The organism is Lacinutrix cladophorae (assembly GCF_053604645.1).
Genome location: NZ_JBSHNR010000087.1, coordinates 134,668 through 148,870, shown reverse-complemented (window position 1 = coordinate 148,870; position 14,203 = coordinate 134,668). Strand labels below are relative to the sequence as shown.

The following is a 14,203-nucleotide window of genomic DNA, read 5'->3' as shown; positions in this document are numbered from 1 at the left end:
TATTATAGAAATGGGGTTTGAAATTAATTTATTTTAATCCTAAAACGTAATCCTGTAAATAGGAAAACCTTTCGGTAAGTTTTTTGTTTTCGGTTATTTTAGCGCGTTTTAAAATACCTTTTTGGTCTTCATTAAAAAAGGAAGGAATAACATGCTCTAAAAACATATCGCCAAAACCTTCGCTTGCATCTTTTGGCAACTCGCAAGGTAAATTATCTACAGCCATAACGGTTATTGCATTTGGCGTATTAAATGCTACTTCGGTTTCCGTTTTAGCGTCGTAGCCATAAAAAGGATCTGCAATAGTAGATGCTCTTAAAGTAGATGCAACAGGGCCATCTACATCACAAGAAATATCTGCCACTAGATTAATTTTAAAATCTGCTGATTTTGCATCTTCTCTAGTAAATAAATAGGGAGCATTATTGCCATAAAAATGTCCTGCTATAAAATAATCGGTTTCTTTTGCATAAGGCATAAAATTACTAATATAACCTGTTGGGTCTTTATAAAAAGCCCATCTATCTCCTACTTTACCATCTTCGCGTTTTGCATATTCCATAACGTCTGCCATTACATAAACAGGTTCTGAAAATTTGGAAGTTAAGTACAAGGCATCGCTTACTTCTTTAATTTTTAAGTAATCTAGAATTTCTTTTGCTCCTAGTGCAACTTTTCCTGTTCCTGTAAGAAGTATTTTAATATTTGGTATGGTAATTTTATCTAGCTCTGCCTTTACAGCATCTAAATCGGCTAGTGTTTCTACTTTTGGTAAGTTAAATAAACCATCTCGTAATCCTAATGCTCTAAACCCGTTATATGCTCCTACCAATCCGGCATAACGGCCAAAGCCTATTAATCGTGCGCCACTTTGTTTTACAATGGTTTCATGATCATACATTTCAATGTTTTTTTCTAGCATTGCTAAAAGTAACTTACGGTTGTATGGTTGCTTTTTTATGGTGTGCGAAAAATAGAAATATTTTTTATTTGGAATTAAATTTTCGATAGGCACTTCTTTTACGCCAATCATGACATCTGCATCAGACACATCGTCTGTTACCTCAAAACCTAATGCTTTATATGCTGCATCTGGAAATACGCGAATGGCACTAGACTCTACAACAAACTGAGCTTGTGGGAATTGCTCCCTAGCTTCGGCTAATTTTTCTGGTGAAAATACCACGCGTCTGTCGGGTGGGTTTTTACGTTCTTTGATGATGGCGAATTTCATAAACTTCTAATTGGAATAAAATTTGCACTAAAGTAATAGGATTTGTGAGGTTATACAAACTTTTTAATAACTTTGCATTTGTAAACCAATGCTTTTGTTTAGGTTTGCTTGCGTTAAGGATTATAGTGACATCCTTTTGCTATTTTGCAAAAGATATAACGGAAAGCCTGACCCATTTTTGCCCTTAAAAGCAAAAATGGGTAACGCCCAAATTATCATTTTAAAACGGGGTCGACTGGTTTTGACAGCGAGATTAATGAAATGGTAAGCACGTCGAGTAATGAGATTATACTCGTAAATCCTTATTTCAACTTTTTAAACGGCGAGAATAACTACGCTTTAGCTGCATAATCTGAATTATAGTAAGATTAAGCCTCGTCCTACTAGGTAGGAGAGCTAAATGTCTCCTGAAAGCCTTAGTTAATGGCGTTCTTTTTGAGGCATCGTAAAAATTGACTATGATGGTGTAGCGCTTTGATGCACTTTCGAGATAAAAAAGATAAGTTGTAAGTGGGTTGTCTTTAACCAGCTTGCAATCGAAAACCCAAGAAAAGAATACACGTGTAGAAAGCTATTTGATTACTTGTTTGGACGAGAGTTCGATTCTCTCCGACTCCACTAACAAAAGTAACTTTGTTACGATTTGAAACATAAAAAGCGCAGCAAGTTTACTTGACTGGGCTTTGTTGTTTTAGAACGTTTGAACAGAAAAGGTAGATTTAATTCTGCGTGAGAAAATATTGATATTAGTTTTAAAAAAAAGCCCCTCCAATTGGAGAGGCTTTTTTTTATTGAATAGCTAACCCTTCATGTTTCCATCTAGAAATTCCACCCTCTAAGTCATATATTTTTGTAAAACCAGCTTCTTCAAGTTTTTTTGCGCATTTAGCACTTCTACCTCCTGATTTACAATACAGTAAAACAGGCTTTCTTTTATCTAATTTTAATATATCTGCATCAAAAGTTGGCGAGTAAAAGTCTATATTTTGAGCTGTTTCAATATAACCAGTTTTAAACTCTTTTGGTGTTCTTACATCTACCAATTGTACTTGATCCATTTTTAAAAGCGTTTGCATTTCTTGAGTAGAAACTACTTGTATTACGCCTGAATTTTCTTCCTTACAGCTAACACTAATTAGTGTTAATACTGCAAATAATACTATCGATAAATGTTTCATGGTTCTTTAAATTAGTTCGCTACTTCTCCAGTCCACTCGCTAAATCCACCTAATAGATTTTTTGTGTTTTCAAATCCTAGTTGATTCATAATTGCACAAGCTTGAGCACTACGCCCTCCAGATCTACAATATACATAAAAGGTTTTGGTTTTGTCTAACGCTTCTACGGTACTCATAAATTCTTGCGGCTTATAAATATCTATTACAGTTGCATTAGGTATAATACCTTCTGCTGCTTCATCTTCTGTTCTAACATCTAATATTACTGCATTTTCATCTTGCAATAATTCTTCTTGCCATTGTTGTTGTGTTAAATCTGCCATTCTTATTTTTTTTTTACAAAATTAGGATTTCTTTAGTTAGTAGACGAAAAAAAAACCGAAGTATTACTACTTCGGTTTTTTTTTTAATAAACTTTATATGCAATTTACACTTTAATAGAACATCCTATTGCTCTTGTTTCTTTCTCTTGAATTTCTTTACCAGCTAATAAAGCATCTACTGCATTTTCAACGTACTTTTTAGTTACTGCAGCTTCGTCTTGGTAATTATCGTCTATTGCTCCAATATACTTTACTTGATTTCCTTTTTTGGTTTTCTGTAAAAGATAAACATGTGGTGTTTTTGTTGCTCCATATTCTGGATATATTTTTTGCCCTTCATCCTTTAAATAAGGAAATGTAAATCCTTTTGCTTTTGCTCTAGCTTGCATAGCTTCTAAATTATCTCCTGGCTTCACATCAGTATTATTGGGCATAATTGCTATTACAGGATACCCTTTTCCTGCATATTTTTTATTTAATGCTTCTACGCGATCTTCATATGCAACAGCATAAGGACAAGTATTACAAGTAAAAACAACAATAAAACCTTTTGCTTCTTTAAAATCTGCTAAAGATACCATCTTGCCATCTATGTTTTTTAAAGAAAAATCTGTTGCAATATCTCCAACTTGATATCCAGAATTTACATTTTTTTTGTTTAGAGTAAATGCACTTACAAGCAATACAATTGCTAATGCAGAAACTATTTTAATTGACTTTTTCATAATCGTTTTTTTATTTAATAAATTTATTAACTTCCATTTTCAGTTCTTCGTAACTGAAAGATTTTTCGTAAAATTCACGTTTGTCTTTATTGTAAATAATAGTAGCTGGCAAAGCACCAGACCATGCTTCACTCACTTTTGGAATCCATGTATTAGAATCTGGATCATTTAATGCAACAACTTTAGATTGCAATTGATGCTTTTCTATAAAAGGTATTAGTTTTTTCTCATACTGTTTCGGAAAATCTAAACTAACCAACAGTACCTCTACATTTTTATTCTTATAGGTTTTATTTATTTCTTCAAAATGTGGCAATTCTTTAATGCAAGGTGCACACCAAGTTGCCCAGAAATTAATAACATAAACTTTATCGTCTGTACTATTTAAAAACTTTTCAAATGCATCAAAATTATACACATCCACATTAGGCTTTTCCTTTAAAGCATTTTCATGCACTAGATTGGAAGAAACCTCTTGAACTTTGCTTTCTTGCTTACAACTAACCACCACAAAAAATACAATAAATAAAATTCTTAAATCCATAACTATAAAATTATACATTATATAATAAGTGTAAGACTTGTTTAACAAAACTTTAATTTGATTTTTATACTTCTTTAAAACCACTAATAATCAAAAAAATTTATTTAACTTAGACATAACACTAATGTTACTAGTTAAGATTCGATTAATAGCTAACAATTTTCTCTTTACAAACTAGTAACAACACAAACTACCATGAAAATGGTAGTTTTTTTTATAAAAGATTGCCAGTTTATATTTAGATTTATATATTTGAAATAAATTAAGAACAATTGAACACAATTTTAAATAATACTTGGTGGTGGAATTCTCGAAACGCAACATTCGTGAACTAATCCTATTCCGTATATTTAATTAAAAATATCAAAAAAGGCTTGTCATTCACGACAAGCCTTTTTTTAATTTATAACAGCAATGAAAACATTCAGTCTTTATACACATTATAAAAAAATATTAGCAGATACAATTACTCCTGTTAGCATTTACTTAAAAATAAGAGATAAATATCCTAACAGTATTTTATTAGAGAGTAGTGATTATCATGCCAACGATAATAGTTTCTCTTATATATGTTTCAACCCAATTGCTTCTATTAAAGTAGAAAATAACGAAATAGAACAATATTTCCCAGACGGAAGTTTCAAAAAAAACTACACAAAAAACATTTCTTTAACCGAAGAAATACACAAATTCACACAGCGTTTTAAAGTAAATTCTGAAGAAAAGTTCAAATTTATAAACAATGGTATTTTTGGCTATACAGCTTATGATGCTGTAAAGTATTTTGAAGATGTAGAGATTTCAAAAAAAGAAAACTCCATTGAAATTCCAGAGATCTATTATGCCGTTTATCAAAACATAATAGCTATCAATCATCATAAAAACGAAGCTTATATTTTTGCGCACTGTTTTGATAACAATCAAAATAACATAAATGAAATTCTTCAACTTATAAAGGCAAAGAATTTTGCTTCTTATAAGTTTTCAAAAAATGGAGAAATCACATCAAACCTTAGCGACGAAGAATATAAATCGCATGTAGAATTAGCTAAAAAGCATTGTGCAAGAGGAGATGTTTTTCAATTGGTACTATCTAAAAAATTCTCACAAAAATATAAAGGTGATGAATTTAATGTATATCGCGCTTTACGAAACGTTAACCCTTCCCCTTACTTGTTTTATTTTGATTATGGCGACTTTAAAATTTTTGGAAGCTCGCCAGAAGCACAATTAATCGTTTCTAATGGTAAAGCTGAAATACACCCAATTGCTGGAACTTTTAAACGTACTGGAAACGATGAAAAAGATGCAGAACTAGCAAAAAAACTAGCTATAGATGATAAAGAAAACGCAGAACATGTGATGCTAGTCGATTTAGCTAGAAATGATTTAAGTAGAAACGGAAGCCAAGTAAAAGTAGAAACCTACAGAGAAGTACAATTTTTTTCTCACGTTATTCATTTAGTAAGTAAAGTAATTGGTAAAAAACACGACCATGTTTCTACCATGCAAGTGGTTGCAGATACTTTTCCTGCAGGAACATTAAGTGGTGCTCCAAAACACAAAGCCATGCAACTTATTGAAAAATATGAAAAAACTAGTCGAGCTTTCTACGGTGGAGCCATAGGCTTTATGGATTTTGAAGGTAATTTTAACCATGCAATTATGATTCGAACTTTCTTAAGTAAAGACCACGAATTACATTGGCAAGCAGGCGCTGGAATAGTTTCTAAATCCAGTGCAGAAAACGAATTACAAGAAGTATATAATAAACTAGGCGCATTAACTAAAGCTATAGAATTAGCAGAAAGAATTGACAGATGAAAATAAAAGTATTAGTAATAGATAACTACGATAGCTTTACCTACAATTTAGTACACTATTTAGAAGATTTAAATTGTGAAGTAACGGTAAAACGAAACGACAAACTTACGATAGAAGAAGTGGATGCATATAACAAAATTGTACTTTCTCCTGGGCCTGGAATTCCAGAAGAAGCCGGTTTATTAAAAGACATCATTAAAACCTATGCGCCAACAAAAAGCATTCTAGGTGTCTGCTTAGGCCAACAAGCCATTGGTGAGGTCTTTGGAGGTTCTTTAATTAACCTTGATAATGTTTTTCACGGAGTTGCTACGGAAGTAAAAATAACCGTAAATGATGAATCCCTATTTAAAGGATTAGAAAAGGTATTCCACGTTGGCAGATATCATTCTTGGGTTGTAGATACAAATTTACCTGAAACATTAGAAGCTACTTCCTTTGATGAAAACGGACAAATCATGTCGCTTCGTCACAAAATATATGATGTACGTGGTGTGCAATACCATCCAGAATCTGTTTTAACACCAAACGGAAAAAAAATATTAGAGAATTGGGTGAATAATTAGTAAGCGATTTTCGGATGTAGTAAGTAGTACTTACTCCTATGAATTTTGAAATAAAAAATAGTATCGAGAAGAAATCCAAAGTTCTAGATATAAAATTGCAGCAAATTCAATTTCACTCGAACTGACGAAAATAAAGTAACACAAATTCAATTTAAAAGATTTCCGCCTTCGCGGAAATGATAAATAAAAATTTATCAATGAAACAAATACTAAACAGACTAATAAACCATGAAAACATCTCTACAGAAGAGGCAAAACAGGTTTTAGTTAACATCTCTAAAGGCGATTATAACCAAAGTCAAATCGCATCTTTTTTAACCGTTTATATGATGCGAAGCATTACTCTTGAAGAATTAAAAGGTTTTAGAGATGCATTATTAGAGTTATGTATTCCTATAAACTTATCAAACTATAATGCTATCGATTTATGTGGTACTGGTGGAGACGGAAAAAACACTTTCAACATTTCAACCTTAGCATCCTTTGTAACAGCTGGAGCTGGAGTTCACGTTGCGAAACATGGTAATTACGGTGTGTCATCTGCTTCTGGGTCTTCTAATGTAATGGAAGCTATAGGAATAAGATTTTCAAATAAAGAAAACTTCTTAAAACAGTCTATTGAAGAAGCAGGAATTTGTGTTTTACATGCTCCTTTATTTCATCCTGCAATGAAAAACGTTGCTCCAATTCGTAAAGAACTTGGTGTTAAAACCTTCTTTAACATGTTAGGACCAATGGTAAATCCATCGTTTCCTAAAAACCAATTAGTAGGTGTTTTTAATTTAGAATTACAGCGTCTTTATGGCTATTTATACCAAGAAACAGACAAAAACTATAGTATTGTACATGCTTTAGATGGTTATGATGAAATTTCTTTAACGGGAAATACTAAAATTATTTCAAATGCTTCAGAAACCATGTTAAGACCAAAAGATTTAAACGTCGAACAAATAAATCAAAGCGATATTTTTGGAGGAAAAACAGTTAAATCTTCCGCTAAAATATTTTTAAATGTTATAAAAGGAAAAGGAACTGAAGCTCAAAACAATGTGGTTTGTGCAAATGCAGGTTTAGCAATTGCTACTGCAAAACAAATAGATCATAAAACAGGATTTGAACAAGCTAAAGAATCATTATTAAGCGGAAAAGCAAAAAAGAGTTTAGATGCATTAATAGAATTAAGCAAATAACTTTTCACTGCTCGCAGTCTGTGTTCCCTATTCCTACTTATACGGAACACTGAAAAACAAATACTGAATACTAATAAATGGACATATTAACAAAAATAACAAACGACAAACGCATCGAAGTAAACCTTCGAAAGCAACTCGTACCAACCAAACAATTAGAACAATCTATTTTGTTTAAAAGGCAAACCATTTCCTTAGCAAGCAAATTAAAAAATAGTACCACAGGAATCATTGCAGAACACAAACGCCGTTCGCCCTCCAAACAAGTAATAAACCATGATTTAAACGTTTTTGATGTAGCAAAAGGATATGAAAACGCAGGAGTTTGTGGCATGTCTGTTTTAACAGATGGCAAATATTTTGGAGGAAGCTTAGACGATTTACTTACAGCAAGAGCAAGTTGTAATTTACCGTTACTTCGTAAAGAATTTATCATCGATATGTATCAAATTTTAGAAGCCAAAGCTTATGGAGCAGATGTTATTTTATTAATAGCTGCCATTCTTTCAAAAAAAGAAATTAAGCAATTTTCAGAATTTGCAAAAAGCTTATCTTTAGATGTCCTTTTAGAAGTACATAATGTAGAAGAATTACAAAAATCGATCATGCCAAGCTTAGACATGTTAGGTGTAAATAATAGAAATTTAAAAACATTTGAAGTCAACCTTGAAACCAGTAAATTGCTAAGTGAACAAATTCCTAACGACTTTGTAAAAGTATCAGAAAGTGGTATTAGCTCTGTAGATGCTATTAAACAATTACAACCTTATGGCTACAAAGGTTTTTTAATAGGTGAGAACTTTATGAAAACAGAAAACGCAGGTAAAAGTGCTAAGACATTTATAAATAATTTAAACAAATAAGTTTGTCATTCCGTACTTGATGCGGAATCCATTCTATATAAAACTAAGTATGAATAAGATTTCCGTTTTCACGGAAATGAAAATAAGATTTTCAATGAAACTAAAAATATGCGGAATGAAATCCGAAAACAACATTTTAGATGTTGCAGAAATACAACCAGACTATCTTGGTTTTATATTTTATGAAAAATCACCAAGATTCTTAAATACAGAAATCCCAGAAATATCGGAAAGCATTGAAAAAATAGGCGTTTTTGTAAATGCTTCACTTAATTATATTGTAGATAAAATAGAAACTTATAATTTACAAGGCGTGCAATTACACGGAAATGAATCTCCAGAATTTTGCGAACAGTTAAAGGAATATGACGTAATAGTTATCAAAGTCTTTTCTGTAAAAAATCAATTCGACTTTAGTGTCTTAGAAGCCTATGAAGATGTTTGCAAATATTTTCTTTTTGATACTAAAGGAAAAGAACCTGGAGGAAATGGATATCCTTTTAATTGGAATGTATTTAAAAAATACCCTTCCAAAAAACCATATTTTTTAAGCGGAGGAATTGGTCCAGACGAAATAGATGCATTACTACTATTTCTAAAGCGTCCAGAATCTGATTTATGTTGTACACTCGATTTAAATAGCAAATTTGAAAATTCACCGGGAATAAAAGACCTTCGTAAACTAAAAGAATTCAAACACCAATTGGCTATTAACAACTATATCCGTTAGAGATACAATATTTTAAAACATGAATTATAACATCAACGAAAAAGGATACTACGGCGAATTTGGAGGTGCATACATTCCAGAAATGTTGTATCCAAATGTAGAAGAGTTACGTCAAAACTATTTAAAGGTGATGGCAGAACCAGAATTTCAAAAAGAGTTTAATCAACTTTTAAAAGATTATGTTGGTAGACCTTCTCCACTCTATTTTGCCAAACGTCTTTCTAAAAAATACAATACGAAAGTATATTTAAAACGTGAAGATTTAAATCATACAGGAGCGCATAAAATCAACAATACTATTGGTCAGATTTTAATGGCAAAACGCTTAGGAAAACATAGAATTATTGCCGAAACTGGTGCAGGACAACATGGTGTTGCCACAGCAACCGTTTGTGCTTTAATGGGTCTAGAGTGTATTGTTTATATGGGTGAAATCGATATTGCCAGACAAGCACCTAATGTTGCAAGAATGAAAATGTTGGGCGCAACTGTAGTTCCTGCATTATCCGGAAGCCGCACACTTAAAGACGCAACAAACGAAGCGATAAGAGATTGGATTAACAACCCCGTAGACACGCATTATATTATTGGAAGTGTTGTAGGACCACACCCCTATCCAGACATGGTTGCCCGTTTTCAAGCAGTCGTTTCCGAAGAAATACAATGGCAACTACAAGAACACGAAGGTAAAACCAATCCAGATTATGTAGTCGCTTGTGTTGGAGGAGGCAGTAATGCTGCTGGAGCATATTATCATTTTTTAGAAAATACAGATGTAAAACTTATTGCTATTGAAGCTGCTGGTTTAGGAGTAGATTCTGGCGAAAGTGCCGCAACTTCCGTATTAGGAAAAGAAGGTATTATTCATGGTAGTAAAACCTTATTGATGCAAACTAATGACGGACAAATTACAGAGCCTTACTCTATTTCTGCAGGCTTAGATTATCCAGGCGTTGGCCCAATGCATGCCCATTTATACAAAACAGGCCGTGCAGAATTTATTGCCATTACAGATGACCAAGCCATGAACGCAGGATTAGAATTATGTAAGTTAGAAGGGATTATCCCAGCCATTGAGAGTTCACATGCTTTAGCTGTTTTCGAGCAAAAAAAGTTTCAACCAGAAGATGTAGTAGTACTAAGTCTTTCGGGTCGTGGCGATAAAGATTTACAGAATTATATAGACTATTTTAAATTTTAAAATAATAATTATGGCGTTACCACAAGGGTCAGGCTGTCTAGGCTCGCTATCAAAGATGAGCTCAAACAAACCTTTCCATCCTTAACGCAACAACCTCATTTATTATAAAAACCCAAACGAAAAGAACACCAAGTCACCTTGTTTTACAAAATGACAAATAAAAAAATATTATGAATCGCATTCCAACAAAACTTAAAGAAGACAAGAAGTTACTTTCTATATATTTCACAGCTGGTTACCCAAGTCTAGACGACACTACAACCATTATTCAAAATCTAGAAAAAAGTGGTGTAGACATGATAGAAATTGGCTTGCCTTTTAGTGATCCATTAGCAGATGGACCAACCATTCAAGCAAGTTCAACTCAAGCTCTAAAAAACGGAATGACTACCGAAGTGCTTTTCGATCAGTTAAAAGATATTCGTAAAACAGTTTCAATTCCGTTAATAATCATGGGGTATTTTAACCCAATGCTGCAATATGGTGTAGAAGATTTCTGTAAAAAATGCCAAGAGATTGGAATTGACGGATTAATAATTCCGGATTTACCGGTTGATGTATACCACGAACAGTACAAAGCTATTTTTGAAAAATACGGAATAATCAATGTATTTCTAATTACTCCGCAAACTAGTATGGAACGTATTCATTTTATAGATTCTATATCTAATGGTTTTATATATATGGTAAGTAGTGCTAGCGTAACAGGTAGTAGTTCTGGCTTTGGAGAAGAACAAACCAACTACTTTAAACGCATTGCAGATATGCAACTTAACAACCCGCAAGTTATTGGTTTTGGTATTTCAAATAATGAAACATTTATACAAGCAACTGCACATGCAAAAGGAGCAATTATTGGTTCCGCATTTATAAAACATCTAACCAATAAAGGAGTTTCACAAATAGACAGTTTTGTAAAAAATATTCTTAATTAAATCATGAAACTACTAAACGACTGGAAAATAATTATTATGCTATGCCTTACTTTAGGTTTAGCTCCATTTCTTCCAGAGCCGCATTTTTTTGGTAAAATAAAATGGCTATTGGGTGGCGCTAGTAGTATGCAACCAATGGACTGGTTTGATCTTGTTTTACATGGATTTCCTTTTATATTACTTTTACGATTAATTATATTAAAACTAGTTTCAAAAAATGCCACTTAACATTGTACTCATAGAACCCGAAATACCAAATAATACCGGAAATATTGGCCGACTAGCCTTAGCTTCTGGATCTAATTTACATTTAGTAAAACCTTTTGGTTTCGAAATTACAGACACTCGTTTAAAACGTGCAGGATTAGATTATTGGCAACATTTAAATCTTCATTATTACGAGAACATTGACGATTTTCTCTCTAAAAACAAAGATGCCAATATGGTCTTTTTATCTAGTCATGGTACAAAGAAGCATTGGGATATTACCTTTAAAGACAATATGTTTTTGATCTTTGGAAAAGAATCTGCTGGCTTACCAAAAGCACTTACAGAAAAGAATGAAGATAAGCTTTTTAAAATCCCGTTATATAGCGAACATGTTAGAAGCTTAAACTTAGCAAATGCGGTAAGTATTGTTATTTACGAAGGCTTACGCGGTTTGCAGTAATTTGGAATATTAACTTTCTAACAAAAATATTAAAACGCCTTTATCAGCAATAAAACAAAAACTCTAAAAACATTAGGTTCTTGCTTTCTCGCCAATTTATTACATTCTTTCAGGAACCTGAACACCTAATAGTCCAAATGCATTCTTAATCGTATTTGCTACTACGTAAGCTAGTTGTACTCGAAACACTTTTTCATTTTGAGTATTAGCTCCTAGAATAGATACATTTTGGTAAAAAGAGTTAAACTCTTTTACTAAGTCATAAGTGTAATTTGCAATTAAAGCCGGACTATGATTGTCTGCTGCATTTTGTATAACTTCTGGAAACAATTGTAATTGCTTTACTAGCTCTTTTTCTTTATCGTGCAGAGCGACCTCTACTGTACTCGATAAAACAACATCGTCTAAGTTTGCCTTACGCAAAATAGATTGTATTCTAGCGTATGTATATTGAATAAAAGGACCTGTGTTACCTTGAAAATCGATAGAACTTTTTGGATCGAATAAAATTCGTTTTTTAGGATCTACTTTTAAGATATAATATTTTAATGCACCAAGACCGATAGTTTTATAAAGCTCTTGTTTTTCAGCTTCCGAATAGTTTTCCAGTTTTCCTAACTCTTGAGATATTTCTCCTGCAGTAGTGGCCATTTCTACGATTAAATCATCGGCATCCACAACAGTTCCTTCTCTACTTTTCATTTTTCCAGAAGGTAAATCTACCATTCCATAGCTTAAATGAAAAAGGTTTTTAGCCCAATCGAACCCAAGTTTTTTCAGAATTAAAAACAACACTTGAAAGTGATAATCTTGCTCGTTACCTACCGTATACACCATTCCTCCAACATCTGGGTAGTCTTTAACACGTTGTATAGCAGTACCAATATCTTGCGTCATATAAACGGCAGTCCCATCACTACGCAATACAATTTTTTCGTCTAAACCATCGTCTGTTAAGTCACACCAAACAGAACCATCTTCTTTACTAAAGAAAACTCCTGTTTTCAAACCTTCGGCAACAAATTCTTTTCCTAATAAATAGGTTTCACTTTCATAGTAAAGTGTATCAAAATCTACTCCTAAATTTTTATAAGTAATATTAAAACCGTCATAAACCCAAGTATTCATTTTGGTCCAAAGCGCAACCACTTCTTCATCTCCTGCCTCCCATTTTATGAGCATTTCTTGCGCTTCTAATAAAATTGGTGCATTCTTTTTGGCTTCGTCTTCGGTTTGCCCTTTAGCAATTAAGTCTTTAATTTCTTTTTTATATTCTTGATCAAATTTCACATAATAATTACCAACTAACTTATCCCCTTTTAAGCCAGTACTTTCTGGAGTTTCATTATTACCAAAACGTTGCCAAGCCAACATACTTTTACAAATATGAATACCTCTGTCATTAATAATCTGTGTTTTGTACACTTTTTTACCAGCAGCTTTTATTATTTCGGCAACACTATATCCTAATAAGTTATTTCGAACATGACCTAAATGCAACGGTTTATTTGTGTTAGGCGAAGAATATTCTACCATAACAGCTTTTTCATTTACAGAAGGTGCTACAAAACCAAAAGTAGTATTCGTTTTAATGCTATTAAAAAAATCTTTATAATATCCATCTTCAATTTCCACATTTAAAAAGCCTTTAACCACATTAAATGCTTTAACATTTGCAACATTTTCAACCAAATAATTACCTATAGCTTCACCAATCTGGATAGGGTTTCCTTTTATTACGCGTAACATAGGAAAAACTACAACAGTAATATCTCCAGCAAACTCTTTTCTAGTTGCTTGAAATTCTACAGTTTCTAATGCAACTTTATAAATAGAATTAATTGCTTGTTTTATATGATTTGTTAAAGTGTCTTGAAGGCTCATTTTACTTTTCATTTTAAGGATGCAAATATAGTATATTATTGCCGAAAAAATTTGCTTATAAATAGAAACTAAAATACAAATAACTATAAATTTTGGCTTTTTTAAGGAGTGAAAATGAATACCATTTGTCCTTATTATTAGTGTTTTGCCTTTTAAAATATAGCATGCCAAAATAAAAGCTCACTTTATCTAATTTTTATGCATTAAATCGCATTAATTAGTTTATTAAATCTGTTTTATTGAGTTTTGCCTTAATAGAATTAAATCCTATCCCTAAAAAACTGGATAATTCTTTAATAACTTTTAACTAATTATAATTTAACAAAGTGTTTTTGA

General features: G+C 32.3%; 15 protein-coding genes and 1 other RNA gene. 10 read left to right on the top strand and 6 right to left on the bottom strand.

Annotated elements, in window-relative coordinates; translation table 11 throughout:
- Positions 1 to 28: 28 nt before the first annotated feature.
- On the bottom strand, positions 29 to 1,234 hold the full coding sequence (locus ACVC3Y_RS05420) for an NAD(P)-dependent oxidoreductase (protein WP_303425628.1): 1,206 nt from the start codon (positions 1,232 to 1,234) through the stop codon (positions 29 to 31).
- A 227-nt stretch (positions 1,235 to 1,461) separates the two neighbouring features.
- On the opposite strand from ACVC3Y_RS05420, the gene ssrA reads away from it, so the two are divergent.
- Positions 1,462 to 1,855: a transfer-messenger RNA gene (gene ssrA, locus ACVC3Y_RS05415) on the top strand.
- Between the two features lie 167 nt (positions 1,856 to 2,022).
- Here the strand turns inward: ssrA and ACVC3Y_RS05410 are convergent.
- From ACVC3Y_RS05410 to ACVC3Y_RS05395, 4 genes are all read right to left on the bottom strand, one after another.
- Entirely contained in the window at positions 2,023 to 2,412 is a 390-nt protein-coding gene (locus ACVC3Y_RS05410) for a rhodanese-like domain-containing protein (RefSeq protein ID WP_452226316.1), read from the bottom strand.
- Positions 2,413 to 2,423: 11 nt separating this feature from the next.
- Positions 2,424 to 2,735 (bottom strand): rhodanese-like domain-containing protein, encoded by a 312-nt coding sequence (locus tag ACVC3Y_RS05405; protein WP_303425575.1) that lies wholly within the window; start codon positions 2,733 to 2,735, stop codon positions 2,424 to 2,426.
- A 104-nt stretch (positions 2,736 to 2,839) separates the two neighbouring features.
- Positions 2,840 to 3,460, bottom strand: a complete 621-nt coding sequence (locus ACVC3Y_RS05400) for a thioredoxin family protein (protein WP_303425574.1) — start codon at positions 3,458 to 3,460, stop codon at positions 2,840 to 2,842.
- A 10-nt stretch (positions 3,461 to 3,470) separates the two neighbouring features.
- Positions 3,471 to 4,004: a TlpA family protein disulfide reductase gene (locus ACVC3Y_RS05395; protein WP_452226315.1), complete on the bottom strand. Its 534-nt coding sequence runs from the start codon at positions 4,002 to 4,004 to the stop codon at positions 3,471 to 3,473.
- A gap of 414 nt (positions 4,005 to 4,418) precedes the next feature.
- On the opposite strand from ACVC3Y_RS05395, the gene ACVC3Y_RS05390 reads away from it, so the two are divergent.
- From ACVC3Y_RS05390 to ACVC3Y_RS05350, 9 genes are all read left to right on the top strand, one after another.
- Complete coding sequence (locus ACVC3Y_RS05390) at positions 4,419 to 5,828, top strand: anthranilate synthase component I family protein (protein WP_452226314.1); 1,410 nt, start codon at positions 4,419 to 4,421, stop codon at positions 5,826 to 5,828.
- Positions 5,825 to 6,394 (top strand): anthranilate synthase component II, encoded by a 570-nt coding sequence (locus ACVC3Y_RS05385; protein WP_303425570.1) that lies wholly within the window; start codon positions 5,825 to 5,827, stop codon positions 6,392 to 6,394. Before ACVC3Y_RS05390 ends, ACVC3Y_RS05385 begins: the two co-directional genes overlap by 4 nt.
- A gap of 197 nt (positions 6,395 to 6,591) precedes the next feature.
- Positions 6,592 to 7,584 carry an anthranilate phosphoribosyltransferase gene (gene trpD, locus ACVC3Y_RS05380; RefSeq protein ID WP_303425568.1) on the top strand — a complete coding sequence of 331 codons (993 nt, stop codon included), beginning with the start codon at positions 6,592 to 6,594 and terminating at the stop codon, positions 7,582 to 7,584.
- A gap of 77 nt (positions 7,585 to 7,661) precedes the next feature.
- Positions 7,662 to 8,447 (top strand): indole-3-glycerol phosphate synthase TrpC, encoded by a 786-nt coding sequence (trpC, locus tag ACVC3Y_RS05375; protein ID WP_303425567.1) that lies wholly within the window; start codon positions 7,662 to 7,664, stop codon positions 8,445 to 8,447.
- 94 nt (positions 8,448 to 8,541) lie between these two features.
- Positions 8,542 to 9,177 (top strand): phosphoribosylanthranilate isomerase, encoded by a 636-nt coding sequence (locus ACVC3Y_RS05370; RefSeq protein ID WP_452226313.1) that lies wholly within the window; start codon positions 8,542 to 8,544, stop codon positions 9,175 to 9,177.
- Positions 9,178 to 9,196: 19 nt separating this feature from the next.
- Positions 9,197 to 10,378, top strand: coding sequence for a tryptophan synthase subunit beta (gene trpB, locus ACVC3Y_RS05365; protein WP_303425564.1), 1,182 nt, complete (start codon positions 9,197 to 9,199; stop codon positions 10,376 to 10,378).
- Between the two features lie 170 nt (positions 10,379 to 10,548).
- Positions 10,549 to 11,313, top strand: coding sequence for a tryptophan synthase subunit alpha (trpA, locus tag ACVC3Y_RS05360; protein ID WP_303425562.1), 765 nt, complete (start codon positions 10,549 to 10,551; stop codon positions 11,311 to 11,313).
- Between the two features lie 3 nt (positions 11,314 to 11,316).
- The gene (locus ACVC3Y_RS05355) at positions 11,317 to 11,541 is read left to right on the top strand and encodes a hypothetical protein (RefSeq protein WP_303425560.1); all 225 of its coding nucleotides are present in this window, start codon (positions 11,317 to 11,319) and stop codon (positions 11,539 to 11,541) included.
- Positions 11,531 to 11,983 carry a tRNA (cytidine(34)-2'-O)-methyltransferase gene (locus ACVC3Y_RS05350; RefSeq protein ID WP_303425559.1) on the top strand — a complete coding sequence of 151 codons (453 nt, stop codon included), beginning with the start codon at positions 11,531 to 11,533 and terminating at the stop codon, positions 11,981 to 11,983. The genes ACVC3Y_RS05355 and ACVC3Y_RS05350 overlap by 11 nt, the downstream gene beginning before the upstream one ends.
- 99 nt (positions 11,984 to 12,082) lie before the next feature.
- Here the strand turns inward: ACVC3Y_RS05350 and argS are convergent, their stop codons facing one another.
- Entirely contained in the window at positions 12,083 to 13,867 is a 1,785-nt protein-coding gene (gene argS / locus ACVC3Y_RS05345; RefSeq protein WP_452226312.1) for an arginine--tRNA ligase, read from the bottom strand.
- Positions 13,868 to 14,203: the final 336 nt, after the last annotated feature.

What these genes read in the sequence shown, in the direction of transcription:
- ACVC3Y_RS05420 (WP_303425628.1), bottom strand. Translation starts at nt 1,234, where the DNA reads ATGAAATTCGCCATCATCAAAGAACGTAAAAACCCACCCGACAGACGC.
- ACVC3Y_RS05410 (WP_452226316.1), bottom strand. Translation starts at nt 2,412, where the DNA reads ATGAAACATTTATCGATAGTATTATTTGCAGTATTAACACTAATTAGT.
- ACVC3Y_RS05405 (WP_303425575.1), bottom strand. Translation starts at nt 2,735, where the DNA reads ATGGCAGATTTAACACAACAACAATGGCAAGAAGAATTATTGCAAGAT.
- ACVC3Y_RS05400 (WP_303425574.1), bottom strand. Translation starts at nt 3,460, where the DNA reads ATGAAAAAGTCAATTAAAATAGTTTCTGCATTAGCAATTGTATTGCTT.
- ACVC3Y_RS05395 (WP_452226315.1), bottom strand. Translation starts at nt 4,004, where the DNA reads ATGGATTTAAGAATTTTATTTATTGTATTTTTTGTGGTGGTTAGTTGT.
- ACVC3Y_RS05390 (WP_452226314.1), top strand. Translation starts at nt 4,419, where the DNA reads ATGAAAACATTCAGTCTTTATACACATTATAAAAAAATATTAGCAGAT.
- ACVC3Y_RS05385 (WP_303425570.1), top strand. Translation starts at nt 5,825, where the DNA reads ATGAAAATAAAAGTATTAGTAATAGATAACTACGATAGCTTTACCTAC.
- trpD (WP_303425568.1), top strand. Translation starts at nt 6,592, where the DNA reads ATGAAACAAATACTAAACAGACTAATAAACCATGAAAACATCTCTACA.
- trpC (WP_303425567.1), top strand. Translation starts at nt 7,662, where the DNA reads ATGGACATATTAACAAAAATAACAAACGACAAACGCATCGAAGTAAAC.
- ACVC3Y_RS05370 (WP_452226313.1), top strand. Translation starts at nt 8,542, where the DNA reads ATGAAACTAAAAATATGCGGAATGAAATCCGAAAACAACATTTTAGAT.
- trpB (WP_303425564.1), top strand. Translation starts at nt 9,197, where the DNA reads ATGAATTATAACATCAACGAAAAAGGATACTACGGCGAATTTGGAGGT.
- trpA (WP_303425562.1), top strand. Translation starts at nt 10,549, where the DNA reads ATGAATCGCATTCCAACAAAACTTAAAGAAGACAAGAAGTTACTTTCT.
- ACVC3Y_RS05355 (WP_303425560.1), top strand. Translation starts at nt 11,317, where the DNA reads ATGAAACTACTAAACGACTGGAAAATAATTATTATGCTATGCCTTACT.
- ACVC3Y_RS05350 (WP_303425559.1), top strand. Translation starts at nt 11,531, where the DNA reads ATGCCACTTAACATTGTACTCATAGAACCCGAAATACCAAATAATACC.
- argS (WP_452226312.1), bottom strand. Translation starts at nt 13,867, where the DNA reads ATGAGCCTTCAAGACACTTTAACAAATCATATAAAACAAGCAATTAAT.